Origin of the sequence: Blastococcus deserti, assembly GCF_042682525.1 — a bacterium.
Classification (GTDB): domain Bacteria; phylum Actinomycetota; class Actinomycetes; order Mycobacteriales; family Geodermatophilaceae; genus Blastococcus_B; species Blastococcus_B deserti.
This window is the reverse complement of record NZ_JBHUHP010000014.1, coordinates 81,347-107,425: the sequence shown is the minus strand read 5'-3', so window position 1 is coordinate 107,425 and position 26,079 is coordinate 81,347. Positions and strand designations below refer to the sequence as shown.

The following is a 26,079-nucleotide window of genomic DNA, read 5'->3' as shown; positions in this document are numbered from 1 at the left end:
ACCCGGGCCGTGGCGCGCGCCCGGAGGCTCACGGCAGCAGCGCGTCCAGGTCGGGCTCCTCCGTCAGCAGGCCGTCCTCGATCGCCAGGTCGGCCAGCCGCTGCACCGAGGACCGGTCGAACTCGGTGGGCCAGGCCGGCAGCGTCATCGACCGGAGCACCGCCTGGTCGATCTCGGTCTCCATGTAGTACCGCAGGACCGCGCGCGCCTCGTCGCCGTGCTGGGACGCGTACTGCAGGGACTGCTCCAGGGCGATGGTGAACCGCTCGACCAGGTCGGGCTCCTCCGTCGCGAGCTCGCGGCTGGTGAAGTACGCGGCAACGGTCAACCCCGGGACGGCGTCCACGAGGTTCGAGGCGACGACGACCGCGCCGTCGGCCGTGGCCATCGTCAGGTAGGGCTCGACGACCGCTATCGCGTCGACGTCCCCGTCGGCGAGCGCCTCGGGCATGTCCGGGAAAGGCACCTCGACGTACTCCACACCGGACGGGTCGGCCCCCGCGGTCCGGATGGACTCGTTGACCGTCGTCGTCCCGATGTTGTTGCGGGTGTTGACCGCGATCCGCTTGTCGGCCAACCCGGCGGCGTCGGTGATCCCGCTCGAGGGCAGGACGACGACGGCGGCGAAGTCCGCCCCCGGCACGCCGGTCGAGGCCACCCCGCTGCCGACCAGCTCCAGCGGCAGTTCCTGCTCCGCCGCCTGCAGCAGCGAGACCATGTTGCTGAAGCCGATGTCGTACTGGCCGTTGATCACGCCGGGGACGATCGTGGCGCCGCCCCGGCCGGCCTCGAACGTGAGGTCGATGCCCTGGTCGGCGAAGAAGCCCTTCTCCTCACCGAGGTAGAGCGGGGCGACGTCGACGGTGGGGATGACGCCCACGGTCACCTCCTCGAGCTCCTCCGTCGCCGTCACGCCGGCGCCGACGTCCGCGTCCTCGGCGCCACCGCACGCGACGGCGAGCAGCAGCGGCGCGGCCATGAGTGCGGCCGTCCTGCGGCGCATCGCATCTCCTCCTGTCGACGGGGGGGGGTCGGGCACGACGTGCGTCACTCCGGCTCGATCATCGGGGCACGGCCGCCTCCACCCGGCGCGTCGGCGGGCGATGTGCCGATGATCACCCCTCGGGAGCGGTGATCCCCGCCGGCGTCCGGTCCCCCACGGGGCGGCCCACCACGCCGTGCAGGTGGCAGGCCGCCACCTGACCGGGTGCCCCCACCGGCTGCAGCGCCGGATCGACGTCCGGGCAGGGCTCGAACACGTAGGGGCAGCGGGTCCGGAACCGGCAGCCGCTGGGGACGGCGGACGGCGAGGGGACGTCCCCGCGCAGCACGATCCGCTGCCGGGCCCGCTCGAGGGAGGGGTGCGGCACCGGGACGGCGGACAGCAGGGCCTGCGTGTACGGCATCTTCGGGTCCGACCCGACGGCCGCCGCCGGACCGATCTCGACGACCCGCCCCAGGTACATGACCGCGATCCGGTCCGACAGGTGCCGCACGGCCGACAGGTCGTGCGAGATGAACAGCAGGGTCAGCCCCAGCCGGCGCTGCAGCCGCCGCAGGAGGTTGAGCACCTGGGCCTGCACGCTGACGTCCAGCGAGGCGATGGCCTCGTCGCAGACCAGGAAGTCCGGCTCGCCGGCCAGCGCCCGGGCGATCCCCACCCGCTGGCGCTGGCCACCGGAGAACTCGTGCGGATACCGCCCGGCGACGGCGGGATCGAGGCCGACCAGCTCCAGCAGCTCGCCGACGCGGGCCGCGCGCTCCCGCCGTCCCGACCGGAGCCCGTGCACCTCCAGCGGCTCGGCGACCGTCTGCGCGACCGTCCGGCGGGGGTCGAGGGAGGCGAACGGGTCCTGGAACACCATGCCGGCCCGGCGCCGCATCTCCTTGAGCCCGCGCCGGTCCAGCGTCGTGATGTCGGTGCCGTCGAAGGTGATCGTGCCCCCGGTGGGCGGCACCAGGTGCAGGAGGGCGTTGCCGAGCGTGGACTTGCCGCAGCCGGACTCCCCCACCAGCCCGAGGGTCTCGCCGCGGTGGATGTCGAGGTCCACGCCGTCGACCGCGCGCAGCACCCCGGTGGGGGCCCGGCGCAGCCCGACCGACCGCACCGGGAAGTGCACCTCCAGCCCGCGGGCCGACACGAGCACGTCACTCACGAGACCTCCTCCGAGCACCACGTCGCCGCCCGGTGCGGCAGCGTCCCGGCCGAGGTCCCCACGACGGCGAGCGGCGGTTGCTCGGTCTCGCACCGCGCGTCGCCCCGCACCGGGCACCGCGGCCAGAACACGCAGCCGGGCGGCAGGTCGGTGGGCGGGGGCGGGAGGCCCGGCACCGTGGTGAGCTCCGGCACCTCGCCGTCGGGGCCGGCGGGCGCGGCGAGGTCGGGCAGCGAGCCGAGCAGGCCGCGGGTGTACGGGTGCGCGGGGTGCTCGAGGACGTCGTCCACCGTGCCGTCCTCCACGCACCGCCCGCCGTACATGACCAGCACCCGGTCGGCGATGCCGGCGACGACGCCGAGGTCGTGGGTGATCCAGATGACGCCCGTGCCGCGGTCGGACTGCAGGCGCTCGACGAGGTCGATGATCTGCGCCTGCACGGTCACGTCCAGCGCCGTCGTCGCCTCGTCGGCGATGAGCAGGGCCGGTGAGTTGCTGAGCGCTATCGCGATGACCACGCGCTGGCGCATGCCGCCGGAGAGCTCGTGCGGATAGCGGTCCAGCGCGCGCTCCGGGTCGGGCAGGCCCACCTCGCCGAGCAGCTCGGCGGCGCGACGGCGGGCGGTGGCCTTGTCCACGTCGCCGTGCGCCCGCAGCCCCTCGACCAGCTGCCGCCCGATGGTCAGCACCGGGTTCAGCGAGGTCATCGGGTCCTGGAAGACCATGCCGGCGCCCGGGCCGCGCACCTGGCGCAGCCGCTCGGGCGACATGGCGAGCAGGTCCTCGCCCTGCAGGAGCGCGCGGCCGGTCACCGTGGCCACCCGCGGCGGCAGGAGGCCCAGCAGCGCGAGCACCGAGACGCTCTTTCCGCTGCCGGACTCGCCGACGACGGCGACGGTCTCCCCCGCCCCGACCGTGTAGCTCAGCCCGTTGACCACGTGGGCCGTGCCGCGCGGGGTGCGCAGCCGCACCCGCAGGTCCTCGACCTCCAGCACCGGCGCGGTCACGACTGCACCAGTTCCCTCTCGCGGAGCGCTCCGCTCACCGTCCACCCCCCGCCATCAGGGTGCGCTGCCGCGGGTCCAGCACGTCGCGCAGCCCGTCGCCGAGCAGGTTGAAGCACAGCACCGTGATGACGATGGCGATGCCGGGGAAGAACGCCAGCCACCAGGCCAGGTCGATGTAGCCGCGGCCCTCGGCGAGCATCAGCCCCCACGACGGGTTCGGCGGCTGAGTGCCCAGGCCGAGGAAGGACAGCGCGGCCTCCGCGAGCACGGCGAACGCCAGGCTGATCGAGGTCTGGACGATGATCGGCGGCGCGGCGTTGGGCAGCACGTGCCGGGTGAGCAGCCGGAGGTCCGAGGCGCCCACCGACCGGGAGGCCCGGACGTAGACCTCCTCGCGGACGCCGAGCACGCTGGCCCGGGTCACCCGCGCGAAGATCGGCACGTAGACGATAGCGATCGCGAGGATCGTGTTGAACGTGCCCGGGTCGCGGATGGCCACGATCGCGATGGCCAGCAGCACCGCCGGGAACGCGAACAGCATGTCCATGATCCGCATCAGGACGTCGTCCACCCAGCGGCCGTAGAAGCCGGCGAGCAGCCCGATCAGCGTGCCGCCCACCAGCGCGAGGCCGACGGACAGGAAGCCGACCGTCAGCGAGACCGAGGCGCCGAGGACGACCCGGCTGAGGATGTCGCGCCCCAGGTCGTCGGTGCCGAAGGGATGGTCAGCGCTGGGCGGCTGCAGCCGGTTGGCGATGTCCTGGGCGTTGGCCGCCTGCGGCGCGAACGCCTCGTCGAAGACCGCGACGACGATGATCGCGAGCAGCACCAGGGCGGCGGTCGCGGCCGTCGGATTGCGGGCGAGCAGACCCAGGGTCTCGCGCCAGCGCGGGCGCGCCGGTTTGAACGAGACGGGCGCGCCGGGAGGCGGCGCGGCCGGGGTCGCCCCGGGCGTGGGCAGCGCGGTCACAGCAGGACTCGGCTGACTGTCGTCACAGCAGGACTCGGCTGCAAGGTCATCGCAGCAGGACTCGGCTGCAAGGTCATCGCAGCAGGACTCGGCTGCAGGGTCATCGCCTGATCCTCGGGTCGATCCGGGTGTAGAGCAGGTCGACGGCCAGGTTGATGACCAGGAAGACCAGGGCGAACAGCAGGACCGCCCCCTGGAGGACCGGGTAGTCACGGGCCTCGACCGCCTGCAGCGCCAGCTGGCCCAGCCCCGGCCAGGAGAAGACGATCTCCACGACGACGACACCGGAGAGCAGGTAGGCCAGCTGGACCCCGGTCACGGTGACCAGCGGCAGCATCGCGTTGCGGAGCACGTGCCAGGTGAACACCTGCCGCGGGGGCAGCCCCTTCGCCTGCGCCGTCCGGACGTGGTCGGAGCCCAGGGCTTCGAGGACGCTCGACCGCACGAACCGGGTGATCACCGAGCCCGACACCACGCCGGTGGCGATCGTGGGCAGGATCAGCCGCTGCAGCCAGCCGAGCGGGTCGTCGCTGAGGGGCACGTAGCCACCCGACGGCAGCCAGCCCAGCGTGCCGGCGAACACCAGGATCAGCACGATCGCGAGCCAGAAGTCCGGCACCGAGATGCCGAACTGGCTGATGACGGTGGCGAACCGGTCGACGACCGACCGCGGCCGCAGGGCCGAGATCGTGCCCAGCGGGACGGCGATCAGCAGGGCGAGCAGGATCGCCGCGAACGCCAGCGTCAGCGTGGCCGGCAACCGCTCGGCGATCAGGCGGGTCACCGGCTCACCGCTGCGGAAGCTGACCCCCAGGTCCCCGGTCAGCGCGCGGCCGGCCCAGGTGAAGTACTGCTCGACCAGCGGCAGGTCCAGCCCGTTGCGGGCCCGCAACGCGTCGTAGGCCTCCTGCGAGTAGCGGGTGCCCAGCGCCCGGCGGACCGGATCGCCCTCGACCAGGTGGATCAGGGAGAAGACCAGCACGCTGACGCCCACCAGCACCACGAGGGACTGGCCGGCCCGCCGGAGCAGGTAGCCGCTCAGGGCAGCTGCACTTCCTCGAAGTTGATCGCCCGGTCCGCCCGGATCCGGTAGCCCTCCAGCCCCGGCGTCCAGGCCTGCACGACGTCGGGGTTGTAGAGGTAGAGGTAGCTGACGTCGTCGACGATGATCTTCGCGGCCTGGTCGTACAGCTCCTTCCGGGCGTCCTCGTCGGTCTCGGTGGCGGCCTGGGTGAGCAGCTGGTCGACCTGCGGGTTGCTGTAGCCCTGGTAGTTGCTCGACCCGTTGCTGATGTGCTGCTGCTCGTAGAAGTCGGCCGGGTCGATGTTGCCCAGCCAGCTGAGCATGAAGGCGTCGAAGTCACCCTGGTCCTGGCGGTCCAGCCAGGTGGCGAAGTCGAGCACCTCGACCTCGACGTTGACGCCGATCGGTTCCAGCTGGCTGGCGATGACCTGCGCCGCGGTGACCGACTCGGGGAACTCGTCGGTGACCATCAGGCCCATGGTGATCGGCGTCGACACGCCCGACTCCTGCAGCAGCTGGCGGGCGGCGTCCTCGTCGGGCTCGAACGGCGCGTAGTCGTAGTAGTAGAACGAGTCCTCGGGGATCGCGGTCTGGTTGGGCCGGGCCGCCTCGAACCGGGCCGCCTCGGTGACCTCGGCCCGGTCCACGGCGGTGGCGATCGCCCGCCGGACCTGCGGGTTGTCGAACGGCGGGCGGTCGTAGTTCATCGACATGTACCAGTAGTCGACGCTCGGGGTGCTGGCCAGCTCGACGTCCTGGTCCTCGCCCAGCGCCTGGACCTGCTGCGGCGGCACGTTGTCGGTCCACTGGATTTCACCGTTGCGCAGCGAGGTCAGGGCCGCCGCCGGCTCGGTGATGTAGCGGAACTCGACGCCGTCGATGCTCGGCGCACCACCCCAGTAGTCCTCGTACGCGGTGAGCACGGTGCTGCTCGCGTCGGAGCTCTCCAGCTGGAACGGTCCGGTGCCGTTGGCCTCGGTGGTCAGGTCGAGGTCCTCGGCGGCGCCCTCGGGGAGGATCGCCATGCCCTTGAACGCGCCGATCAGCGCGAGCAGGTTGGGCGTCGGCTGGGTCACGGTGATGACGACGGTCTGCGGGTCGGGGCCCTCCACCGACGCCACGTTCGCGAACCGGTAGGAGTTGGCCAGCTCCTCGTCGATGATCCGGTTGTAGGAGTAGACGACGTCGGCGGAGTCGAACTCGCTGCCGTCGTGGAACGTGACGCCCTCCCGGAGGGTGAACGTCCAGGTCAGCCCGTCCTCGCTCGTCTCCCACGACTCCGCCAGGCTCGGCTCCATCGTCAGGTCCTCGGCGTTGGGGACGACGAGGGTGTCGTAGACGTTCTCCAGCACCTGGAAGCTCGGATAGGCGTTGGTCACGTGCGGGTCGAACTGGTCCGGCTGGGCGCTGACCGCCGCGACGAGGACGTTGTCACCGCCGCCGTCCCCACCGCCGCCGCCGCCCGTGTCCACGCTCTCCCCGCCACCGCCGCACGCGGTCAGGGCCAGGGCGCCGGCTGCGGCGAGGGCGAGGGGTCGGATGGCGCGCACGCTGACCTCCTGGGGCTGGGGAGACGTCCTGCCGTCCGACCTTGGCCCGCGCTCGGGGGATCGGCTACCCGAAATCGGCTCTCACCGGGATCGTTGCCCGTTCGAGACGTCCCGACCTGACTGCGCCCGGCTGTGCTCCAGCTCACAATTGAGGGGCGATCGGATCGTCATCCGGAAGAGGTGCCGCATGACCGACGTCCACCCCGCGCACCGCGTGCGCGTCCCCCGCGACCCGGAGCACGACTACACCGACGAGATGGCCCACAAGCGGCAGTCGTTCGTGGCCGAGCACACCGGCGCCGGCCTCGACCACGTCTCGAAGTACTCCTTCGATCCCGCCGTCCTGCCCGGCAACGTCGAGAACTTCACCGGGGTCGCCCAGGTGCCGATCGGCCTGGCCGGACCGCTCTCCGTCCGCGGCGAGCACGCCCGGGGCGACTTCTTCATCCCGCTGGCGACCACCGAGGGCACGCTGGTCGCCAGCTACAACCGCGGCATGCGGCTGATCGGCGAGTGCGGCGGGGTGCGGACGACCGTCGTCGACGACCACATGCAGCGCGCGCCGGCGTTCATGTTCGACGACGCCCTCCAGGCCCGGGAGTTCGGCCGCTGGGTGGACGAGCACCTCGACGGCATCCGCGCCGCGGCGGAGTCGACGACGCGGTCGGGCAAGCTCACCTACATCGGCCAGCACCAGATCGGCCCGCTGCGCTATCTGCGCGTCAACTACACGACCGGCGACGCGGCGGGCCAGAACATGACCGGCAAGGCGACGCTGGCCGCCTGCGAGTGGATCCGCGAGAACCACCCCGACCACCCGAGGTACGTGCTGTCGGGCGCCATCGACACCGACAAGAAGCACTCGCAGATCAACATGCTCATGACCCGCGGGAAGCGCGTCGTCGCCGAGGTGACGATCCCGGACGAGGTGCTGCGGCGGCTGACCGGGGTGGGCACGCGGCAGCTGTTCGAGTACCGGCAGATCGGCATGGCCGGGGCCTTCATGTCGGGGGCGGCCTACAACGGCGCGCACGCCGCGAACGGGCTGACCGCGATGTTCATCGCCACTGGCCAGGACGTCGCCAACGTCAGCGAGTCGCACTCCGGCGTCACGTACACCCAGCTGCTCGACAACGGCGACTACTACTGGTCGACGACCCTGACCTCGCTGATCGTGGCGACCTACGGCGGCGGCACGGGACTGCCGACCCAGCGCGAGTGCCTGGAGATGCTGGGCTGCTACGGCAAGGGCAAGGTCTACATGTTCGCCGAGATCTGCGCCGGCGTGGTCCTGGCGGGCGACATCTCGCTCACCTCGGCGATCCTCGCCGGCGACTGGGTGACCAGCCACGACGCCCTCGGCCGTAACCGCTGACTCCGCTTTCTGTACCGAAAGCTGAGCGGTGCCGCTCCGCTTCCGGTACAGAAAGCGGGTCAAAGCGGACGGATGGTGCCCACGACGTGCTCGGTGCCGGCCGTCGCGTTGCGGACGGCGACGTCCCAGCCACCGCCGACCCGGGCCGTCGAGAGGGTGACCGTCGACGGCAGGAACAGCGGCTTCCGGAAGCCGACGTCCGCGGTGAACGCGTCGGGCAGCCGGTTGACCAGCGCCGCCAGCACGCGCGCCTTCACCCACATGCCGTGCGCGATGGCCCGCTTGAACCCGAAGGCCTTCGCCGTGAGCCCGCTCAGGTGGATCGGGTTCACGTCGCCGGAGACCCTCGCGTAGCGGCGTCCGGCGTCGTCGGGGACCCGCCAGGTCGCGGCCGGCCGCTCGAGGTCACCGACCGCGACGTCCACGTCGGCGGCCGGTGCGCCATCGGGCGCCGTCGCTCCCCGGGACAGGTAGGTGGAGCGGCTCCGCCACACCTCCTCGCCTCCGACGGTGACCGACGCGCAGAGGTCGGCGGTCGCGCCGCTGCGATGCCGGGCGAGGCGCTCGGCCCAGACCTCGAGGTCGAGCGGCTCGTCGGCGCGGACCGGGCGCAGCACGTCGACGCGGTTGCGCGCGTGCACCAGCCCGGCCATCCCGAACGGGAAGGCGCGGTCGCTCATCAGCGCCATCTGCAGCGGGAAGGTGAGCAGGTGCGGATAGGTGGCCGGCAGGACGTCGGACAGCGGCAGCCGGCAGACCCGGGCGTACTCGGCGAGGTTGCCGGCGTCGACGCGGACCCCCGCCCGGGCGAGGTGGGTGTCGGGCAGGGCGCCGCCCCGGCCGCGGCCGGTGACGGCCGCCTTGGCGAACAGGACCGCCAGGTTGGGCGGCGATTCGAGGACCGTGACCTTCGACGAGGGAGTCGCCATCAGGCCCCCAGCATCGACTGGCCGCAGACCCGCACGACCTGGCCGTTGACGCCGGCGCTCCCCGGCTGCGACAGCCAGGCGATGGTCTCGGCGACGTCGACCGGCAGGCCGCCCTGCTGCAGCGAGTTGATCCGGGACCCGATCTCGCGGGTGCCCAACGGCATCCTCGCCGTCATCTCCGTGACGATGAAGCCGGGCGCGACGGCGTTGATGGTGGCGCCGCGCTCGGCGAACTCGGGAGCCCAGGCGCGCACCATGCCGATGACGCCCGCCTTCGACGCCGCGTAGTTGGTCTGTCCCCGGTTGCCGGCGATCCCCGACTGCGAGCTGACGCAGACCACGCGGGCACCGGGCCGCAGGGCGTCGCTGTCCAGCAGGGCCTGGGTGATGTCCAGCTGCGCCTGCAGGTTCACCGCCATCACCGAGTTCCAGCGGGTGGCGTCCATGTTGACCAGCAACTTGTCGCGGGTGATGCCCGCGTTGTGCACGACGATGTCGACGCAACGGTTCCCGCCCGCGGAGTGCCGCTCGCGCAGGTGCTCGATCAGCCGCCTCGCGGCGTGGGCGGCGGTGATGTCGAGCTGCAGCGCCGTCCCCCCGATGTCGTTGGCCACCTTCGCCAGGCTGTCCCCCGCCGCCGGGATGTCGACGGCCACCACGTGGGCGCCGTCCCGCGCCATCACCTCGGCGATGGCGGCCCCGATGCCACGGGCGGCGCCGGTGACGACGGCGACCTTGCCCGCCAGCGGCCTGTCGTCGTCCTGCGTCGAGGGCACGTCGGCGGCGCTGAGGGTGACCGGCTGCCCGTCGACGTAGGCCGACCGGCCGGAGAGGAAGAACCTCACCGGCGAGGCCAGCGAGCCCTCGGCGCCCTCGGGCACGTGCACCAGGTTCGCCGTCGAGCCGTCCAGCAGCTCCTTGCCGATCGAGCGGACCAGTCCGTCCAGCGCCTGCCGGGCGGCGGCCTGGGGCACCGAGGTCGCCTCGGCCGGGGGCTCGCCGACGACGAGGACGCGGCCCGACCCGCGCAGCCGCTTGATCGCCGGCGCGAGGAAGTCGTGGGCGGCGGCCAGGTCGGCGGGCCCGGCGAGCCCGGTCGCGTCGAGGATCACCGCGGCGAGCTTCTCGCCGTCCGTGCCGCCATCGGCGGTGGCCGGCGACTGCACCGTCACGCCGGCGTCCCGGAGGATCGTGGTCAGCGCCTCCCGCAGCCGCCCCTTTCCCGCGGTGCCGATGACAGCGGGCCCGGGCAGCAGCGGGGAACCGGGCTCGTAGCGGCGCAGCACCGCCGGACGCGGCAGCCCGAGCTGCTTGGTCAGGGTCGTGCCGAAGCCGGAGTTCGCGAAGTCGCGGTACCAGTCGCTCACTGGAGGTCTCTTCCTTCCGAATTCCAGCTTCCGGTACAGAAAGCTGGGCGGGGAACCGCAGCTTTCTGTACCGGAAGTTGGGGGTGGGGTCAGGACTCGAGGATGGCGACGACGCCCTGGCCGCCGGCTGCGCAGATGGAGATGAGCCCGCGCTTCCCGGGCCCCGCCTCGTGCAGCATCTTGGCCAGCTGGGCGACGATCCGGCCGCCGGTCGCGGCGAACGGGTGGCCGGCGGCCAGCGAGGAGCCGTTGACGTTCAGCTTCGACCGGTCGATCGAGCCGAGCGGCGCGTCCAGGCCCAGCTTCTCCTTGCAGAACGCCGGGTCCTCCCAGGCCTTCAGCGTCGCGAGCACCGTCGAGGCGAACGCCTCGTGGATCTCGTAGAAGTCGAAGTCCTGCAGGGTGAGCCCGTTGCGGGCCAGCATCACCGGCATCGCGTAGACCGGCGCCATGAGCAGCCCCTCGCCGCCGTGCACGTAGTCGACGGCCGCGGTCTGCGCGTCGACCACGTGGGCCAGCACGGGCAGACCCCGCTCGGCGGCCCACTCGTCGGAGGCCAGCAGCACCGCCGAGGCGCCGTCGGTCAGCGGGGTCGAGTTGCCCGCCGTCATCGTGGCGCCCTCCCCCTTGCCGAAGACCGGCTCGAGCGTGGCGAGCTTCTCCATCGACGAGTCCGGCCGCAGGTTGTTGTCCCGGGTCAGGCCCAGGTACGGCGTCACCAGGTCGTCGAAGAAGCCGCGGTCGTAGGCGGCGGCCATGTTCCGGTGCGAGCGGACGGCGAGCTCGTCCTGCTCCTCGCGGCCGATCTCCCACTCCTGGGCGGTGATGGCGGCGTGGTCGCCCATCGCCAGGCCGGTGCGCGGCTCGGCGTTGCGCGGGATCTCGGGGACCAGCTGCCCCGGGCGGATCCGCGCCAGCGCCTTGAGCCGGTCCTGCACCGTTCGTGCGTTGTTCAGCGAGATGAGCACCCGGCGCAGGTCGTCGCCGACGGCGAGCGGGGCGTCGGACGTCGTGTCGACGCCGCCCGCGATGCCCGACTCGATCTGCCCGAGGGCGATCTTGTTCGCCACCAGGATCGCGGCCTCCAGGCCGGTGCCGCACGCCTGCTGGACGTCGTAGGCCGGCGTGGTGGCCGACAGCCGGGAGCCGAGGACGGACTCGCGCGTGAGGTTGAAGTCGCGGGAGTGCTTCAGGACGGCGCCGGCGACGACCTCGCCCAGCTGCTGGCCCTGCAGGCCGAAGCGGGCGACCAGCCCGTCGAGAGTCGCGGTGAGCATGTCCTGGTTGGACGCCTGGGCGTAGGCGGAGTTGCTGCGCGCGAACGGGATCCGGTTCCCGCCGACGATGGCGGCCCTGCGCGTGGCGGGAGTGCGGGTGGTGGCCATGGAGCCCTCCGTAGGGGTGGGTTCGCTTTGCTCGGTACCAACAGTATCAGGTACCGTCGGTGTCATGAAACCCGAGGCGGTGACACGCTCGTCGCTCGACAAGATCGCGCATGCCCGCGACCAGCGCGACCCGAGGCGGGACGCCGGCCCGGGTGAGCCGACGGGCCGGCGCGCCCGCGACCGGCGCGACTCCCGCTGGGACGAGCACCGCGCCACCCGCCGCCGTCAGCTGGTCGACGCGACGCTCGCCGCGATCGGCAAGCACGGCGCCGGGGTCGGCATGGACGAGATCGCCGCCGAGGCCGGCACGAGCAAGACCGTCGTCTACCGGCACTTCGCCGACCGCAGCGAGCTCTACGTCGCCGTCTGCGCGCGGGTGGCCGACCGTCTGCTGACCGAGCTGCGCGCGGCCATGGAGAGCGGCACCGAGCCGCGGCAGATGGTGGCCGCGGCGATCGAGACCTACCTGGCCTTCCTGGAGGCCGACCCCGAGCTGTACCGGTTCGTCGTCCACCAGCAGGTGCTCGACCGCCCGGTCGACGCCGACCCCATCACGAACCTGTCCGACCTCGTCGGCGAGCAGGCCGCGGCCCTGGTCGCCGTCGCCCTGGACCAGGCCGGACGCGATCCGGCCGCCGCCCAGCCCTGGGGGCACGGCCTGGTCGGGCTGGTGCGCGCGGCCGCCGACTGGTGGCTGCAGGCCGACCGCCCCATGATCCGCCGTGATCTTGCTGCCCACCTGACCGACCTCGCCTGGGCCGGCCTGTCCGGCGTCGTGACCCCGGCATCCCCGCGCAAGGAGGAACCGTGACCACCAGCCAGCCCGCCTCGGTCGACCCGAAGGCCCTCCGGGACGTCCTCGACGGCCGCTGGGCGCACGTGCGCCGCGACGCCCGCGAGAACCTCCACGACCCCGACTTCCTGCCCGTCTACGGCGAGTCGGTGCAGTCGGCCCGCGACCGGGTGACGCGCGCGGCGAAGAAGCTGGCCGAGTCCGGCCGGGTCGGCTCCGGTTTCCCGAAGGAGTACGGCGGCGAGGACGACGCCGGCGGCTCGGTGACCTCCATCGAGATGCTCGCCTACGTCGACCTGTCGCTCATGGTCAAGGCCGGGGTGCAGTGGGGCCTGTTCGGTGGCGCCCTGCAGCTGCTCGGGAGCAAGCGCCAGCACGACGCGTACCTGCGCGACCTCGTGTGCTTCGACCTGCCCGGCTGCTTCGCCATGACCGAGACCGGCCACGGCTCCGACGTGCAGCAGCTGCGGACGACGTGCACCTACGACCCCGACACGCAGTGCTTCGACCTGCACACCCCGCACGAGGCCGCCCGCAAGGACTACATCGGCAACGCGGCCAAGGACGGCCGGATGGCGGTCGTCTTCGCCCAGCTGATCACCCGGGGCGTCAACCACGGGGTGCACGCCTGGCTGGTGCCGATCCGGGACGAGAACGGCGACCCGATGCCCGGCGTCACGATCGGGGACGACGGCCCGAAGGCCGGCCTCAACGGGGTCGACAACGGCCGGCTGTCCTTCGACCACGTCCAGGTTCCGCGCGACATGCTGCTCGACCGCTACGGCCAGGTCGCCGAGGACGGCACGTACACCTCCTCCATCGAGAACGAGACCCGGCGCTTCTTCACCATGCTCGGCACGCTCGTGCGCGGCCGGGTCAGCGTCGGCGGCTCGGCCGGCTCGGCCACCAAGCTCGCGCTCGACATCGCCGTCCGCTACGGCGACGTGCGCCGGCAGTTCGCCGCCCCGGGCGAGGACCGCGAGATCGTCATCAACGACTACCTGGTGCACCAGCGCAAACTCCTCCCGGCGCTGGCCAGGACCTACGCCCTGCACTTCGCGCAGGGCGAGCTGGTCGAGACCATGCACGACGTCCAGACCGCGGTCCACGTACACGGCCAGGAGATCGACGAGCGGGCGCAGCGGGAACTCGAGTCGCGGGCCGCCGGGCTGAAGGTCGCCCAGACCTGGCACGCCACCCGGACCATCCAGATGTGCCGCGAGGCCTGCGGAGGTGCGGGCTACCTGCAGGAGAACCGGCTGCCGCACCTCAAGGCCGACACCGACGTCTTCACCACGTTCGAGGGCGACAACACCGTCCTGCTCCAGCTGGTGGCGAAGGGCCTGCTGACCGGCTACCGCGACACCTTCGGCTCCCTGGACGGGTGGGGCCGGATCGGCTTCATCGCCGACATGGTCCGCGAGACGGTGCTCGAGCGGACGGCGGCACGCGCGCTGATCCAGCGGCTCGTCGACGCCGTCCCCGGCCGGGACGACGACGTGCCGCTGCTGGACCGCGGGTGGCAGCTGAAGATGTTCGAGTTCCGCGAGAAGCACGCGTTGGAGGGCGCGATCCGGCGGCTGCGGAAGAACGCGACCACGGACGGGATGGCGCCGTTCGACATGTTCAACGACGTCCAGGACCACGTGCTCAAGACGGCGCAGACGCACATCGACCGGATCGTGCTCGAGGCGTTCGTCGCGGGCGTGGACCGGACGACCGACCCCGCCGCCCGGCAGTTGCTCGACACCCTCTGCCACCTGTACGCGCTGTCGACCATCGAGGCCGACAAGGCGTGGTTCCTCGAGCACGGCCGGCTGACCGCGGCCCGCGCCAAGCTGCTGACCAGCACGGTGAACCACCTGCTCAAGGACCTGCGGCCGCACATGGTCACGCTGGTCGAGGCCTTCGGCATCCCGGCCGACTGGAAGGCCACGCGGATCCTCGAGGAGGAGGCCGACCGCCAGGAGGCCATGGCCTCCCGCGACGCCGAGCTCAGGGCCGCTGCCGGCCAGGGCACCCCCGAGGGCACCGCGACCGCCCTGGAGGTCGCCCCCGCTCAGTGAGCGCCGCGCCGGCGTTACGCCCTCGTCCGCAGTCTGCCTCTGCCCACGACGGTGGGCAGAGGCAGATCCTGCGGCACGTACCCTCCGGACGGACTCCCGGACAGCCCCGGGAGAATCAGCGCCCGTGGAGATCCTGGCCGCGGCCGAGGGGCTGCGGGTTCCGGCCGCGGTCGACCTCGCCGCCATCGTCATCGGCGCCCTGACCGGCGGACTGCTCGCCGCCCGCGAGGGCTTCGCCGTCTCCGGGGTCCTGCTGCTGGCCGTCAGCGGCGGACTCGGCGGTGGACTCATCCGCGACGTGCTGCTCGGCGACGTCCCGCCGGTGGCCATGACCAACCCGGCCTACCTGCCCACGGTCTCCATCACCGCCGCGGTCACGTTCTTCTTCTCCGGCTGGTTGTCCCGGCTGACCGGGCTGCTGGTCGTCCTGGACGCCGTGACGCTCGGCTTCTTCACCGTCATCGGCGCGCAGAAGGCGCAGCTCGCCGGCCTCCCCAGCGCCTCGGTGGTGTTCATCGGGACGGCGACGGCGGTCGGCGGTGCGGTGATCCGGGACGTGCTGCTCGCCCAGCGGGCCGACATCGTGCAACCCGGGCCGTACAACGCCGTCGCGGCCATGATTGGGGCGTCGGTGCTGGCGGTGCTGGCGGGCCCGCTGGGCCTGGACCCGCTGCCGGTGGCCGCGTCGGTCATCGTGCTGGTCGCCGCGCTCCGCGTCCTGTCGGTGTGGCGGGGATGGGAGGCGCCGGTCGCCGTCGACCTGCCCGAGCGCGCCCGCGACCGGCTCGGGCGCCGTCGCCGGCGGGACCAGCTCGGCTGACCGGGGAGGTCGGTCAGTCCGCCGGCTGCCAGCGGACGGCGAGCACGGCGACGTCGTCCTCGGCGTCGGGCAGGAACAACCGCTCGAGCAGCCGGTCGCACAGCTCGTCCAGGGACAGGCCGACGCACTCCCGCAGCACCGCGACCAGTTCTCCGGTACCGACGTCGATGTCGCGGTCGCGGCGCTCGACCAGGCCGTCGGTGTAGAGCAGCAGCGTCGCGCCGCGGGGCAGCAGCTGGACGTGGTCCTCGCGGACCGTCTCGGGCGACACCCCGAGCAGCAGGTCCGCGGGCTTGCCGTCGAGCACCGTGACCTGCCCGTCGGCGTCCATGAGCAGCGCCGGAGGGTGGCCGGCGTTGGACCAGCGCAGCAGCACCCCGTCGTCGGGAACGCGCTCGAGCCGCGCGACCAGCGCGGTGGCCATCGTGTCCAGGGCCAGGCCGTCGACGGCCCGGTCCACCTCGGTGAGCACCTCGGCCGGGGTGCCTCCGCTGGCGTAGCTGATCCCGCGCAGGAGGCCCCGGACCTGCCCCATGGCCGCTGCCGCCCGGGTGTCGTGGCCGACCACGTCGCCGATCGCCAGCACGGTGTCGCCCCCACGCTGCACGAAGGCGTCGTACCAGTCGCCACCGATCTCGGCGCCCTCCGCGGCGGGCACGTACCGGACCACGATGGAGCAGCCGGGGATGCGCGGCGGGTCGGTGAGCATGCTCCGCTGCAGGGCGTGGGCCAGCTCGCGCTGCTGCTTGAAGAGCCGGGCCTGGTCCAGCGCCGAGCCCGCTCGCCGGCCGATCTCCAGCGCCGTCTCGATCTCCCCGGGGGTGTGCGGCCCCCGGTCGGCCCCGTTCAGCAGGCAGAGGACGCCGAGTGTCTGACCACGGGCGGCGAGGGGCACGGCCAGCACGGATGCCGGGGCGAGCGCCGCCAGTGCTTCCCTCGCGGTCTCGTCGGCGAGTGACTGCACGATGCGAGCCGGCTCCAGCCGGGGGATGACGAGGGGCTTCCCGGTGCGGAAGACCACCCGGGGCGCGCCGTCGTCGGTCACCGAGACGACCATCTGCCGGACGTAGTCCTCCACCTGCTGTCGACGCTTCGGATCACGATGAGCCGAGGCCATCTCGTGCAGCCGCCCCTGGTCGTCGGTCGAGACGATCCAGCACCAGTCACCGAGCGGGGGCACGACCAGCGAGGCGAGCCGGTCCAGCTGCTGCCGGATGGTCTGCGCGCCGGCCAGCATCCGGCCGGCGTCGGCCAGCAGCTGGAGGTGCCGGTTGGCCTCGACCATCGCCGTCACGGCGGCGGCGCGCTCGGCGTCGGCGCGCAGCCGGGAGACGCTCAGCGCGATCTGGGCGGTGAGCCCGTCCAGCAGCTCGACGTCCTCGTCGCTGAACGAGTGCTCGGTGCTCCAGACTGCGACGAAGCTGCCCAGTACCCGGCCCTCCACCCGCAGCGGGAGGGACGCGAGGGCGTGCACGCCGAGCCGCTCGGTGATCTCCGCCATCCGGGGGAAGCGGGCGGCGGCCTCGCCCGCACTCGCGAGGAGGACCCGCTCGCCGGTGCGGGCGGTGTACTGGGTGGGGAGGGAGTCGTCCAGCTCGACGACCACGCCCTCGACCGGCACCTCCTCGTGCGTCTCCTCCTCGACCACGATCTTGAGCTTGCGGCCGAGGTAGACCCGCAGCTGCCCGTCGGCCGGGTCGAAGACCGCGACGCCGCCGGAGTCCGCCCCGAGGACCTCGGCGCCCCGGAGTGTGATGTCGGCGAGCTCCTCGATCCGCGTGGCGTGCGCGACCTGGGCGGCGACCTCCGCGATCGCCGCGGCGCGCTGCACCGCCGACAGCCGCGACTCGGCCTCCGCGCGGGCGTCGGTGACGTCGAGGACCGTGCCCAGGATGCGTACGGGCTCGCCGTCCGCGCCCACCAGCACGCGGCCGCGGGACACCGTCCAGCGAACCTCGCCGTCGGCCCGCAGGATGCGCAGCTCGACGGTGTACTGGGCCCGGGCCTCGATCGCGGCCTCCATGGCCGCCGCGGCCGGCGCACGGTCGTCGGGGTGCACGTGCTCGCCGAACAGCCGGTCCATCGGGACGGTGACCGAGCCCTCCAGCCCGAAGATCGCCGCGCAGCGCTCGTCCCAGTCGATGACCTCGCGGACGAGGTCGACCTCCCAGATGCCGACCGAGCTCGCCTCCAGTGCGACGTCGAGCCGTGCCAGCGACGTCCCGATGGCCGTCCGCGCCGCCGCGAGCTCGAGCTCGGCGACCACGGAGGCACCGAGCTGGTCCAGCAGCTTGGCCTCGTCGTCCGACCACGCCCGTGGCTCGGGGTCGTAGACCGCCAGCACTCCGACGACGTGTCCCGAATCGGCGACCAGTGGAGCCCCGAGGTAGGACTGGACCTGCCCGGAGGTGACCGCCGGCAGTTGGGCGACCCGCGGGTCGTCGCGCGCCGACGCCACCTTCAGCGGTCTGGCCTGCCGCACGGTGATCGCCGAGAGCGCCCCGGTCAGGAGTGCCGGGCCACCCACCACGCCGGGCGGCAGCCCGTAGCCACCCACCACGGTGTCCTGGTCGGTGAACAGCGTGACCTTCGCGTGGCCGGCCCCGAGCAGGCGGGCGGCCAGTGCCGAGAGCCGGTCGAACGCCGCGGGACCCGAGACCTCCACGAACAGGCGGCGCGCGGCCGCGATGCGGTGGGGGTCGCGGAGCGGGTCGTCCTCCGGGGCGCCGGTTGCCTGCGGGACGGTCACACGACCCCCTCCGCATTCTCCGTCGGCGCAACCGGGCGGGCGCTCGTCGAGGGTAATGCTGACACGGTGCTCCCCCCGGGCCCGTCATCCGGAGACGGTGGCCCGTCTCCCCCGACGGGGTGACGGCCCTCTCACCTGGTCAAGACGGGGGCCCCGGGAGCCGATGGGGTCCCATGCTCGGCACGCGTACGGCGCGTCTCCCGGACTGCCGTCCGCTGCTCGCCGATCCCCATGATCTCACGCTGGTCTTCCAGCCGATCGTCGACCTCGCCGGCGCCACGGTCGCCGGCTACGAGGCGCTGGCCCGGTTCCCCGGGACCGCGGGGCCCGACGTCTGGTTCGCCGCTGCGGCCGAGGCCGGTGTCGCCGCGGAGCTGGAGGCCCTGGCCGTCCACAAGGCGCTGGCCGCCGTCCCCCTGCTGCCGCCGGACACCTTCCTCACCGTCAACGTCAGCCCGCACCTGCTCGGTTCTGCGCCGGTCCAGGACGCGCTGGCCACCCGCCCCGATCTCCACCGCGTCGTCGTCGAGCTGACCGAGCACACCCCGGTGGACGACCTGGCCGCGCTGCGCCGACAGACCGAGGTGCTGCGCCGGCGGGGCGCTCTCATCGCGCTGGACGACGCCGGCAGCGGCTACTCCGGGCTGCAGCAGCTCGCCGCGCTGCGGCCCCAGGTCGTGAAGCTCGACCGGGCGCTGGTGAGCGACGCCGACACCGACCCGGTCCGGGCGGCGCTGGCCGAGATGCTCGGGGAGTTCGCCGGCCGGATCGACGCCTGGCTGCTCGCCGAGGGGATCGAGACCGCCGCCGAACTGGCCGCGTTCACCCGGCTGGGGGTCCCCCTGGCCCAGGGCTGGCTGCTCGGCCGCCCCTCCCCCGCCTTCGCGCCGCTGTCGGCCGGGACCACGGCGCTCGTCCGCGGCCAGGTGGCCCGCGCGCGGCTCACCGAGAGCGTGGCGAGCCTGGTCCGCCCGGTCCGCCGGTGCGGCGTGGGGGAGACGACGCCCGGCGTCCCGCCGGCCGTGCTGGTCGGGCCGCTGGGCGAGCCGACCGGTCTGCTGCTGAGCGACCCGCGGACGGCGGAGGTCTACACCGCGCCGGTCTCCCTGCGGGTGCAGCCGTCCACCGGCGTGACCGACGCCCTCCAGCGCGCGCTGACCCGGCCACCCGCCGTCCGCTTCGACCCGGTGCTCTGCACCGACCCGACCGGCCACGTGGTCGGACTGCTGCGGATCGAGGACCTCGCGACCGCGGCGCGGACGACCCGCTGACCCGGCCACGGACCCCGGCCGCCACGCGCGGCCGGACGCACCACCCGCCCTCACGACCACCACCACCACCACCACCACCACCACCACCACCACCACCACCACAAGGAGCGCACCGATGAAGACCTTCGCCTGCGGGGACGTCATCCCCGGCTGCGGCGCCCGGTTCTCGGCCGCCGACGAGGACGGCATCTTCAGCCAGGTCGCCGGCCACGCCGCCGCCGACCACGGCGTCACCGACATCACCCCGGAGCTGGTCCAGGCCGTCCGGGACCGCATCGTCCCCGCCTGACGCGGCCGGCCGCCGCCCGCGGTGCGGTCGGCGCCTGGGCTGTCCGCAGCCCGGTCGCCGCCGTTCCGCGGGTGGTACTGGTGGGGTTGACGGTTCGCCTGCGGGCGTTCCGGGGACCCCTGGGTGGCAAGACCCTGAACCGACATGGCACGGTGCCCGGGGTCCGGCTTCCCAGGATGCCGGATGTGCCCGAGCCGTCCGCGCCGCCTGCGCGGATGCCGGGAGGCCCCCACCAGGGGATGGAGCCGGCCGCGTGCCGAGCCCTGGCACCTGCCACCGCACACACGAGAGGAACCTCATGAACAAGGCCGAACTGGTCTCCGCCATCGCCAAGCGCGCCGACGTCCCGACCTCGACCGTCGACTCGGTCCTGGCCGGGCTGCAGGACGAGCTCGTCGACGCGATCACCCGCGGCGAGAAGGTCGCCGTCTCCGGCCTGCTGACCGTCGAGCGCACGCAGCGCTCGGCCCGGACCGGCCGGAACCCGCAGACCGGTGAGTCGATCGACATCCCGGCCGCCAACACGGTGAAGGTCACCGCCGGCTCGAACCTGAAGAAGGCCGCGAGCAACGTCCCGGTCTGAGCAAGGACCCCCTTGCCCCCGGCCCCGTCCCGAGGCTCGTCCCGAGCCTGTGAGGGATGAGGGGGACGGGGTCCTTCCCCTCGCGGCGGGTCCCTGCAGGGGGCGCTACATGGCCGTCGGGCGGCAGCCGACCCTGTGGTCCGGCCCACCACTGCGTGGGTCAGGATGCGGGTGCAGGCGCCGCCCGACGGCGGACGGCGTTTCCGGGCGTGATCAACGGACATAGGGGGCCCGCGTGGGCAGCGATCTGACCGTCAGCACCGACCCCGCGGAGGTCGGCTTCGACCCGGCGCGGCTGGGCCGGATCGACCGGCGGTTGGCCCGCTGGGTGGACGACGGGCAGTTGCCCGGCTTCCTGGTCACCGTCGCCCGGCACGGCAAGCTGGTGCACGTCGGCCGGCAGGGCTTCCGGGACGTCGAGAACGGCCTGCCGGTGGAGGAGGACACCCGCTGGCGGATCTACTCCATGACCAAGCCGGTCACCTCGGTCGCGGCGATGATGCTGTACGAGGAGGGCGCCTTCGAGCTGGGCGATCCGATCGCGAAGTGGCTGCCCGAGTTCGCCGAGCCGCGGGTCTACGTCGCCGGGTCGTCCCAACGGCCGGTGACCGTCCCGGCGACCGAGCCGATCCGCGTCAAGCACCTGCTCACGCACACGTCCGGGCTCACGTACGGCTTCCACCACCAGCACCCGGTCGACGCCATGTACCGCGCGATGGGCCACGAGTGGGGCAGCCCGCCGGGTGCCGACACGGCGGAGGTGTGCCGCCAGTGGGCCTCCGTGCCGCTGTTGTTCCAGCCCGGCAGCGAGTGGAACTACGGCGTCTCCACCGACGTGCTCGGCCGCCTGATCGAGGTGGTGTCCGGCCAGCCCCTCGACGAGTTCTTCGAGCAGCGGATCTTCGCCCCGCTCGGCATGCGGAGCACCTCCTTCGGCCTGCGTGAGGGCGAGGACGTCGAGTCGCTGGCCCGCCTGTACGCAGCCGTCCCGGGCCGGCCGGGCGGCGCCCCGACCGCCTTCGCGCCGATGGACGCCATGGGCGCGGCCGCGCACTCCAAGCCGGCGTTCCTCTCGGGTGGCGGGGGCCTGGTCTCGACCGCCGCGGACTACCTGCGCTTCGTCGAGCTGCTGCGCCGCGGCGGTTCCTACGACGGCGGGCGGCTGCTGGGGCCGCGCACGATCGCGTACATGACCCGCAACCACCTGCCGGGCAACGCCGACATCGACACGTTCGGCCGCCCGGTGTTCGCCGAGACGCCGCTGCGGGGGGTGGGCTTCGGCTTCGGCTTCTCGATGGTCATCGACCCGGCGAAGTACGGGGTCCTCGCGAACGTGGGCGACTACACCTGGGGCGGCGCGGCCTCGACGGCTTTCTACGTCGACCCGGTCGAGGACATTACCGTCAGCTTCTACACGCAGCTGCTGCCCTCGAGCACCCTGCCGATCCGCAACTACCTGCGCGCGCTGGTCAACCAGGCCCTCGTCGACTGAAAGAGGACCCTCGTGCCCCCCACCGCTCGCACGCTCGCGGCGGGACCCTGCACGAGGGCCGGCCGCTGAGGACTCTCGGCGCGGAGGGTCCCTAGAGGTAGCGGCGGTAGACCACCGTGGCGACCATCGCGGGCTTGGTGCTGCCCTCGACCTCCATCGTCACGCCGAGGTTCATGGTGATCCCGCCCTCGAACGGGGTGGCCGACTCCAGGGTGGCGCCGGCCCGCACCCGCGCGCCCACGGGCACCGGGGACGGGAAGCGCACCTTCTCGGTGCCGTAGTTGACCCCCATCCGGAAGCCGGTGATCTCCACGATCTGCGGCACGAGCGACGGGATCAGCGACAGGGTCAGGTAGCCGTGCGCGATCGGGCCGCCGAACGGGCTCTCCTTCTTCGCGCGCTCGGGATCGACGTGGATCCACTGGTGGTCACCGGTCGCCTCGGCGAACTGGTTCACCTGCTCCTGGGTGATCGTCACCCAGTCGCTGTGGCCCAGGTGCCGGCCGACCAGGCCCTGCACGCCCTCGATGCCCTCGACCGTCGTCTGCGCCATGGAAGTTCCCTCCGCTCGATCTGGTTCCCTTGACTCCACCACACGGGCCGGAGGGACGGAGGACGGGTTGCTGCGCCTGGGGGCCCTCGACGTGCCGGACGGCGGCCTCGTCGTCATGGCGATCGTCAACCGCACCCCTGACTCCTTCTACGACCGGGGCGCCACCTACGAGCTGGCCGCGGCGGTCGAGCGGGTGGACCGGGTGGTGGCCGAGGGCGCGGACATGGTCGACGTCGGGGGCGTGAAAGCGGCTCCGGGCGAGGACGTCGACGCCGTCGAGGAGATCCGCCGGACGGTCGACCTGGTGGCTGCCATCCGCGCCACCCACCCGCGACTGCCGATCTCGATCGACACCTGGCGGGCGGAGGTGGCGAAGGAGGCCCTGGCCGCCGGGGCGGACGTCGTCAACGACGCGTGGGGCGGGGTGGACCCCGGGCTCGCCGGCGTGGCGGCCGAGGCGGGCGCCGGGATCGTCTGCACGCACGCCGGCGGCCTGCCCCCGCGGACCCGCCCCCACCGGGTGGCCTACGCCGACGTGGTCGCCGACATCGTGGCCCGGACGACGGCGCTCGCGGAGGCCGCCGTGCGGGCCGGGGTGGACCGGGATCGGGTGCTGGTGGACCCCGGGCACGACTTCGGCAAGAACACCCGGCACTCGCTGGAGGCCACCCGCCGGCTCGGTGAGCTGGTGGCGACGGGCTGGCCGGTGCTCGTGGCGCTGTCGAACAAGGACTTCGTCGGGGAGACCCTCGACGTCCCCCTGGAGGAGCGGCTCACCGGCACCCTGGCCGCCACCGCGGTCAGCGCCTGGCTGGGGGCACGGGTGTTCCGCGCGCACGACGTCGCCGCCACCCGCCAGACGCTCGACATGGTCGCCTCCATCAGCGGCGACCGCCCACCGGTCCGCACCGTCCGCGGCCTCGCTTGAGCTATCTGTACAGAAAGCTCCGGTGTCCCCCGTCCGCTTTCTGTACCGGAAGCGCAGACCTGGCCGGGCACCGGGGCCGGGTCTAGCCTGCGCGCCGTCGGAGCCAGGTCGAGTCCGGAGGTGGGACGTGAGTGGTCGGGTCGTGCACTTCGAGATCCCGTTCGACGACGGGGACCGTGCCCGGAGCTTCTACAAGGACGTCTTCGGCTGGCAGCTCATGGAGATGCCGGAGATGAGCTACACGCTGGTGACGACGGGCCCGAGCGGGGACGCCGGCCCGACGGAGCCCGGCTTCATCAACGGCGGCATGCTCTCGCGGGAGATGAGCGCGACCGGCGGACCGGTCGTGGTCGTCGACGTGGAAAGCATCGACGGCGCGCTGGAGCGGATCGCCGGTCTCGGGGGTTCCACCGTCGTCGGGAAGACCCCGGTCGGCGAGATGGGCTTCGCCGCCTACTTCACCGACCCCGAGGGCAACGTCGTCGGCCTCTGGGAGACCGCCCGGCCGAGCTGAGCCCGGGCGCCGCCCGCACGTCGGGGCCGCCGTCCTCACGCTGCAGCGTGCGGACGGCGGCCACACGGTGCGGACGGCGACCACCCGCTCGCTAGCGTCGCGGCATGGCCGCCACCGGGTTCCACACCGCCGACGAGCTCAACGCCCTCCTGCCGGGCACGCTGCCCGGACTGCTGGGCCTGGTGGTCACCGCGCACGAGCCGGGCCGGCTCGATGCCGCCCTCGACGTGCGCCCCGAGCTCCTGGCGCCCAACGGCTACCTGCACGCGGCCACGGTGATCGGCCTCGCCGACACCGCCTGCGGCCTGGCCACCCGGGCGCTGCTGCCCGAGGGGTCGACCGGGTTCACCACCGTGGAACTGAAGTCGAACTTCCTCGGCACCGCGCGGGAGGGACGGATCACGACCGCGGCCACCAACGTCCACGCCGGGCGCACCACCCAGGTCTGGGACGCCGTGGTCACGAACGCCGCAACCGGGAAGACCATCGCGCTGTTCCGCTGCACGCAGTCGGTGCTCTGGCCCCGCTAGCCCACAGGGCCAGGCCCTGCTACCGAACGAGCGAACTCACCGGTAACCCCCTTGTGGTGGCCGACACGCCAGGTGTGAGACTGGCGCCACACCAGCACTGAGGAGGAGCACCCGTGGCCCTGGCCAGCCCGTATCCCGATGTCGAGATCCCGAACGTGTCGGTGCCGGACTTCGTCCTGGCCGCCGGCAAGGAGCGCCCCGATGCGCCGGCGCTCATCGACGGCCTCAAGGGCGACGTCATCACGCACGGCCAGCTCGCGGCCTACGTCGACCGCGTCGCCGCGAACCTGCACGCCCGCGGTTTGCGCAAGGGCGACGTCGTCGCGGTGTTCTGCCCGAACACGCCGTGGTTCCCCGTGGTCTTCCACGGCATCGCCGCGGCCGGCTGTGTGATGAGCCCGATCAACTCGCTCTACACGCCCGACGAGATCGCGTTCCAGCTCAAGGACTCCGGCGCGAAGATCCTCGTCACCATCTCGCTGTTCATGGACCGGGCGGGAGCGGCGGTCGAGAAGTCCCCGGTCGACGAGGTCATCGTCCTCGACGGCATGGAGGGCCACGCCAACCTGTTCGACCTCCTGGGGGCCGACGCGCCCTCGGTGCAGGCCGACATCGACCCGGCCACCGACCTGGTCACCCTGCCGTACTCCAGCGGCACCACCGGCCTGCCCAAGGGCGTCATGCTCACCCACCGCAACCTGGTGGCGAACGTGTCACAGTGCCGGCCGCTGATCAAGCTCGGCGAGGACGAGCGGATCATCGCCGTCCTGCCGTTCTTCCACATCTACGGCCTCACCGTGCTGATGAACCAGGGCCTGGCCTGGGGCGGCGCGGTGGTCACCCTGCCCCGGTTCGACCTCGAGGACTTCCTGCGCACCATCCAGGACCACAAGATCACGCGCGCGTTCGTCGCCCCGCCGATCCTGCTGGCCCTGGCCAAGCACCCGATGGTCGACCAGTACGACCTGTCGTCGCTGACCTCGATCCTGTCGGGCGCCGCGCCGCTGGACGAGCAGCTGGCGCTGGCCGCCCAGGACCGGCTGCGCAGGGGCGCCGGCACCGGCGTCACCGTGGCCCAGGGCTACGGCATGACCGAGCTGTCGCCGGTGTCGCACACCACCCCGGACCCGGGCGCCGAGCCGCCGGGCTTCAGCGGCCAGGTCCCCAAGGGCTCGGTCGGCTTCGCGATCCCCAACACCGAGTGCCGGCTGGTCGACCCGGGCACCGGCGAGGACGCCGCCCCGGGCGAGCGGGGCGAGCTGTGGATCCGCGGCCCGCAGGTCATGAAGGGCTACCTCAACAACGAGAAGGCCACGCGCGAGACCGTCGACGAGGACGGCTGGCTGCACACCGGCGACGTGGCGATCGTCGACGAGAACGGCTGCTACACCGTCGTCGACCGGGTCAAGGAGCTGATCAAGTACAAGGGCTACCAGGTGGCCCCGGCCGAGCTCGAGGCCGTGCTGCTCGGCCACCCGGAGATCGCCGACGCCGCCGTCATCGGGGTGCCGGACAAGGAGAGCGGCGAGGAACTGCCGAAGGCGTTCGTCGTCCGCGCGCCGGGCTCGGCGCTCTCCGAGGAGGCGGTCATGGCCTACATGGCGGAGAAGGTCGCCCCGCACAAGAAGATCCGGTTCGTCGAGTTCATCGACACGGTGCCGAAGTCGGCCGCCGGGAAGATCCTGCGCAAGGACCTCAAGGCCCGCGCCTGAGCCCTGGGGCCGCGAT

At 72.8% G+C, this 26,079-nt stretch carries 23 protein-coding genes; 12 read left to right on the top strand and 11 right to left on the bottom strand.

The annotated features are described in order from the left end of the window. Positions 1-28: 28 nt before the first annotated feature. The 6 genes from ACFSHS_RS14250 to ACFSHS_RS14225 form a co-directional block, all read right to left on the bottom strand. Positions 29-1,003, bottom strand: coding sequence for an ABC transporter substrate-binding protein (locus tag ACFSHS_RS14250; RefSeq protein ID WP_376877209.1), 975 nt, complete (start codon positions 1,001-1,003; stop codon positions 29-31). 112 nt (positions 1,004-1,115) lie between these two features. Further along, entirely contained in the window at positions 1,116-2,156 is a 1,041-nt protein-coding gene (locus ACFSHS_RS14245; RefSeq protein ID WP_376877206.1) for an ABC transporter ATP-binding protein, read from the bottom strand. Beyond that, the gene (locus tag ACFSHS_RS14240; RefSeq protein WP_376877203.1) at positions 2,153-3,163 is read right to left on the bottom strand and encodes an ABC transporter ATP-binding protein; all 1,011 of its coding nucleotides are present in this window, start codon (positions 3,161-3,163) and stop codon (positions 2,153-2,155) included. Before ACFSHS_RS14240 ends, ACFSHS_RS14245 begins: the two co-directional genes overlap by 4 nt. Before the next feature lie 34 nt (positions 3,164-3,197). After that, positions 3,198-4,133 (bottom strand): ABC transporter permease, encoded by a 936-nt coding sequence (locus tag ACFSHS_RS14235; protein WP_376877200.1) that lies wholly within the window; start codon positions 4,131-4,133, stop codon positions 3,198-3,200. Positions 4,134-4,233: 100 nt separating this feature from the next. Next, positions 4,234-5,163, bottom strand: coding sequence for an ABC transporter permease (locus ACFSHS_RS14230; protein WP_376877459.1), 930 nt, complete (start codon positions 5,161-5,163; stop codon positions 4,234-4,236). A gap of 8 nt (positions 5,164-5,171) precedes the next feature. Next, positions 5,172-6,707 carry an ABC transporter substrate-binding protein gene (locus tag ACFSHS_RS14225; RefSeq protein WP_376877197.1) on the bottom strand — a complete coding sequence of 512 codons (1,536 nt, stop codon included), beginning with the start codon at positions 6,705-6,707 and terminating at the stop codon, positions 5,172-5,174. Between the two features lie 187 nt (positions 6,708-6,894). Between ACFSHS_RS14225 and ACFSHS_RS14220 the strand changes: the two genes are divergently transcribed. After that, complete coding sequence (locus ACFSHS_RS14220) at positions 6,895-8,082, top strand: hydroxymethylglutaryl-CoA reductase (protein ID WP_376877194.1); 1,188 nt, start codon at positions 6,895-6,897, stop codon at positions 8,080-8,082. A gap of 59 nt (positions 8,083-8,141) precedes the next feature. Here the strand turns inward: ACFSHS_RS14220 and ACFSHS_RS14215 are convergent, their stop codons facing one another. The 3 genes from ACFSHS_RS14215 to ACFSHS_RS14205 all read right to left on the bottom strand — a co-directional run bounded on the left by ACFSHS_RS14215 (position 8,142) and on the right by ACFSHS_RS14205 (position 11,763). Next, on the bottom strand, positions 8,142-9,011 hold the full coding sequence (locus ACFSHS_RS14215; RefSeq protein ID WP_376877191.1) for a MaoC family dehydratase: 870 nt from the start codon (positions 9,009-9,011) through the stop codon (positions 8,142-8,144). Continuing rightward, complete coding sequence (locus tag ACFSHS_RS14210) at positions 9,011-10,378, bottom strand: 3-oxoacyl-ACP reductase (protein WP_376877188.1); 1,368 nt, start codon at positions 10,376-10,378, stop codon at positions 9,011-9,013. Before ACFSHS_RS14210 ends, ACFSHS_RS14215 begins: the two co-directional genes overlap by 1 nt. An 89-nt stretch (positions 10,379-10,467) precedes the next feature. Beyond that, entirely contained in the window at positions 10,468-11,763 is a 1,296-nt protein-coding gene (locus ACFSHS_RS14205) for an acetyl-CoA C-acetyltransferase (protein WP_376877185.1), read from the bottom strand. Positions 11,764-11,827: 64 nt separating this feature from the next. Between ACFSHS_RS14205 and ACFSHS_RS14200 the strand changes: the two genes are divergently transcribed. The 3 genes from ACFSHS_RS14200 to ACFSHS_RS14190 all read left to right on the top strand — a co-directional run bounded on the left by ACFSHS_RS14200 (position 11,828) and on the right by ACFSHS_RS14190 (position 15,442). Further along, the gene (locus tag ACFSHS_RS14200) at positions 11,828-12,574 is read left to right on the top strand and encodes a TetR family transcriptional regulator (protein ID WP_376877182.1); all 747 of its coding nucleotides are present in this window, start codon (positions 11,828-11,830) and stop codon (positions 12,572-12,574) included. Then, positions 12,571-14,622: an acyl-CoA dehydrogenase family protein gene (locus tag ACFSHS_RS14195; protein WP_376877179.1), complete on the top strand. Its 2,052-nt coding sequence runs from the start codon at positions 12,571-12,573 to the stop codon at positions 14,620-14,622. The genes ACFSHS_RS14200 and ACFSHS_RS14195 overlap by 4 nt, the downstream gene beginning before the upstream one ends. Before the next feature lie 124 nt (positions 14,623-14,746). Beyond that, positions 14,747-15,442 carry a trimeric intracellular cation channel family protein gene (locus tag ACFSHS_RS14190; protein ID WP_376877176.1) on the top strand — a complete coding sequence of 232 codons (696 nt, stop codon included), beginning with the start codon at positions 14,747-14,749 and terminating at the stop codon, positions 15,440-15,442. A 13-nt stretch (positions 15,443-15,455) separates the two neighbouring features. On the opposite strand, the gene ACFSHS_RS14185 is transcribed toward ACFSHS_RS14190, so the two are convergent. Next, positions 15,456-18,191 carry a SpoIIE family protein phosphatase gene (locus ACFSHS_RS14185; protein ID WP_376877173.1) on the bottom strand — a complete coding sequence of 912 codons (2,736 nt, stop codon included), beginning with the start codon at positions 18,189-18,191 and terminating at the stop codon, positions 15,456-15,458. Between the two features lie 173 nt (positions 18,192-18,364). Between ACFSHS_RS14185 and ACFSHS_RS14180 the strand changes: the two genes are divergently transcribed. The 4 genes from ACFSHS_RS14180 to ACFSHS_RS14165 all read left to right on the top strand — a co-directional run bounded on the left by ACFSHS_RS14180 (position 18,365) and on the right by ACFSHS_RS14165 (position 21,826). After that, the gene (locus tag ACFSHS_RS14180) at positions 18,365-19,462 is read left to right on the top strand and encodes an EAL domain-containing protein (RefSeq protein WP_376877170.1); all 1,098 of its coding nucleotides are present in this window, start codon (positions 18,365-18,367) and stop codon (positions 19,460-19,462) included. A 115-nt stretch (positions 19,463-19,577) separates the two neighbouring features. Then, complete coding sequence (locus tag ACFSHS_RS14175; protein WP_376877167.1) at positions 19,578-19,751, top strand: DUF1059 domain-containing protein; 174 nt, start codon at positions 19,578-19,580, stop codon at positions 19,749-19,751. Positions 19,752-20,049: 298 nt separating this feature from the next. Continuing rightward, positions 20,050-20,334: an HU family DNA-binding protein gene (locus tag ACFSHS_RS14170; protein ID WP_091223132.1), complete on the top strand. Its 285-nt coding sequence runs from the start codon at positions 20,050-20,052 to the stop codon at positions 20,332-20,334. A gap of 235 nt (positions 20,335-20,569) precedes the next feature. After that, positions 20,570-21,826, top strand: coding sequence for a serine hydrolase domain-containing protein (locus tag ACFSHS_RS14165; RefSeq protein ID WP_376877163.1), 1,257 nt, complete (start codon positions 20,570-20,572; stop codon positions 21,824-21,826). 91 nt (positions 21,827-21,917) lie between these two features. Here the strand turns inward: ACFSHS_RS14165 and ACFSHS_RS14160 are convergent, their stop codons facing one another. Further along, positions 21,918-22,379 (bottom strand): MaoC family dehydratase, encoded by a 462-nt coding sequence (locus ACFSHS_RS14160; protein WP_376877161.1) that lies wholly within the window; start codon positions 22,377-22,379, stop codon positions 21,918-21,920. A 67-nt stretch (positions 22,380-22,446) separates the two neighbouring features. Here ACFSHS_RS14160 and folP point away from each other — a divergent pair, with 67 nt between their 5' ends. From folP to ACFSHS_RS14140, 4 genes are all read left to right on the top strand, one after another. Next, positions 22,447-23,307, top strand: a complete 861-nt coding sequence (folP, locus tag ACFSHS_RS14155; protein ID WP_376877158.1) for a dihydropteroate synthase — start codon at positions 22,447-22,449, stop codon at positions 23,305-23,307. Positions 23,308-23,434: 127 nt separating this feature from the next. Further along, positions 23,435-23,821, top strand: a complete 387-nt coding sequence (locus ACFSHS_RS14150; RefSeq protein WP_376877155.1) for a VOC family protein — start codon at positions 23,435-23,437, stop codon at positions 23,819-23,821. Between the two features lie 104 nt (positions 23,822-23,925). Next, entirely contained in the window at positions 23,926-24,351 is a 426-nt protein-coding gene (locus ACFSHS_RS14145) for a PaaI family thioesterase (protein WP_376877152.1), read from the top strand. Positions 24,352-24,464: 113 nt separating this feature from the next. Then, positions 24,465-26,063, top strand: coding sequence for a 4-coumarate--CoA ligase family protein (locus tag ACFSHS_RS14140; RefSeq protein ID WP_376877149.1), 1,599 nt, complete (start codon positions 24,465-24,467; stop codon positions 26,061-26,063). Positions 26,064-26,079: the final 16 nt, after the last annotated feature.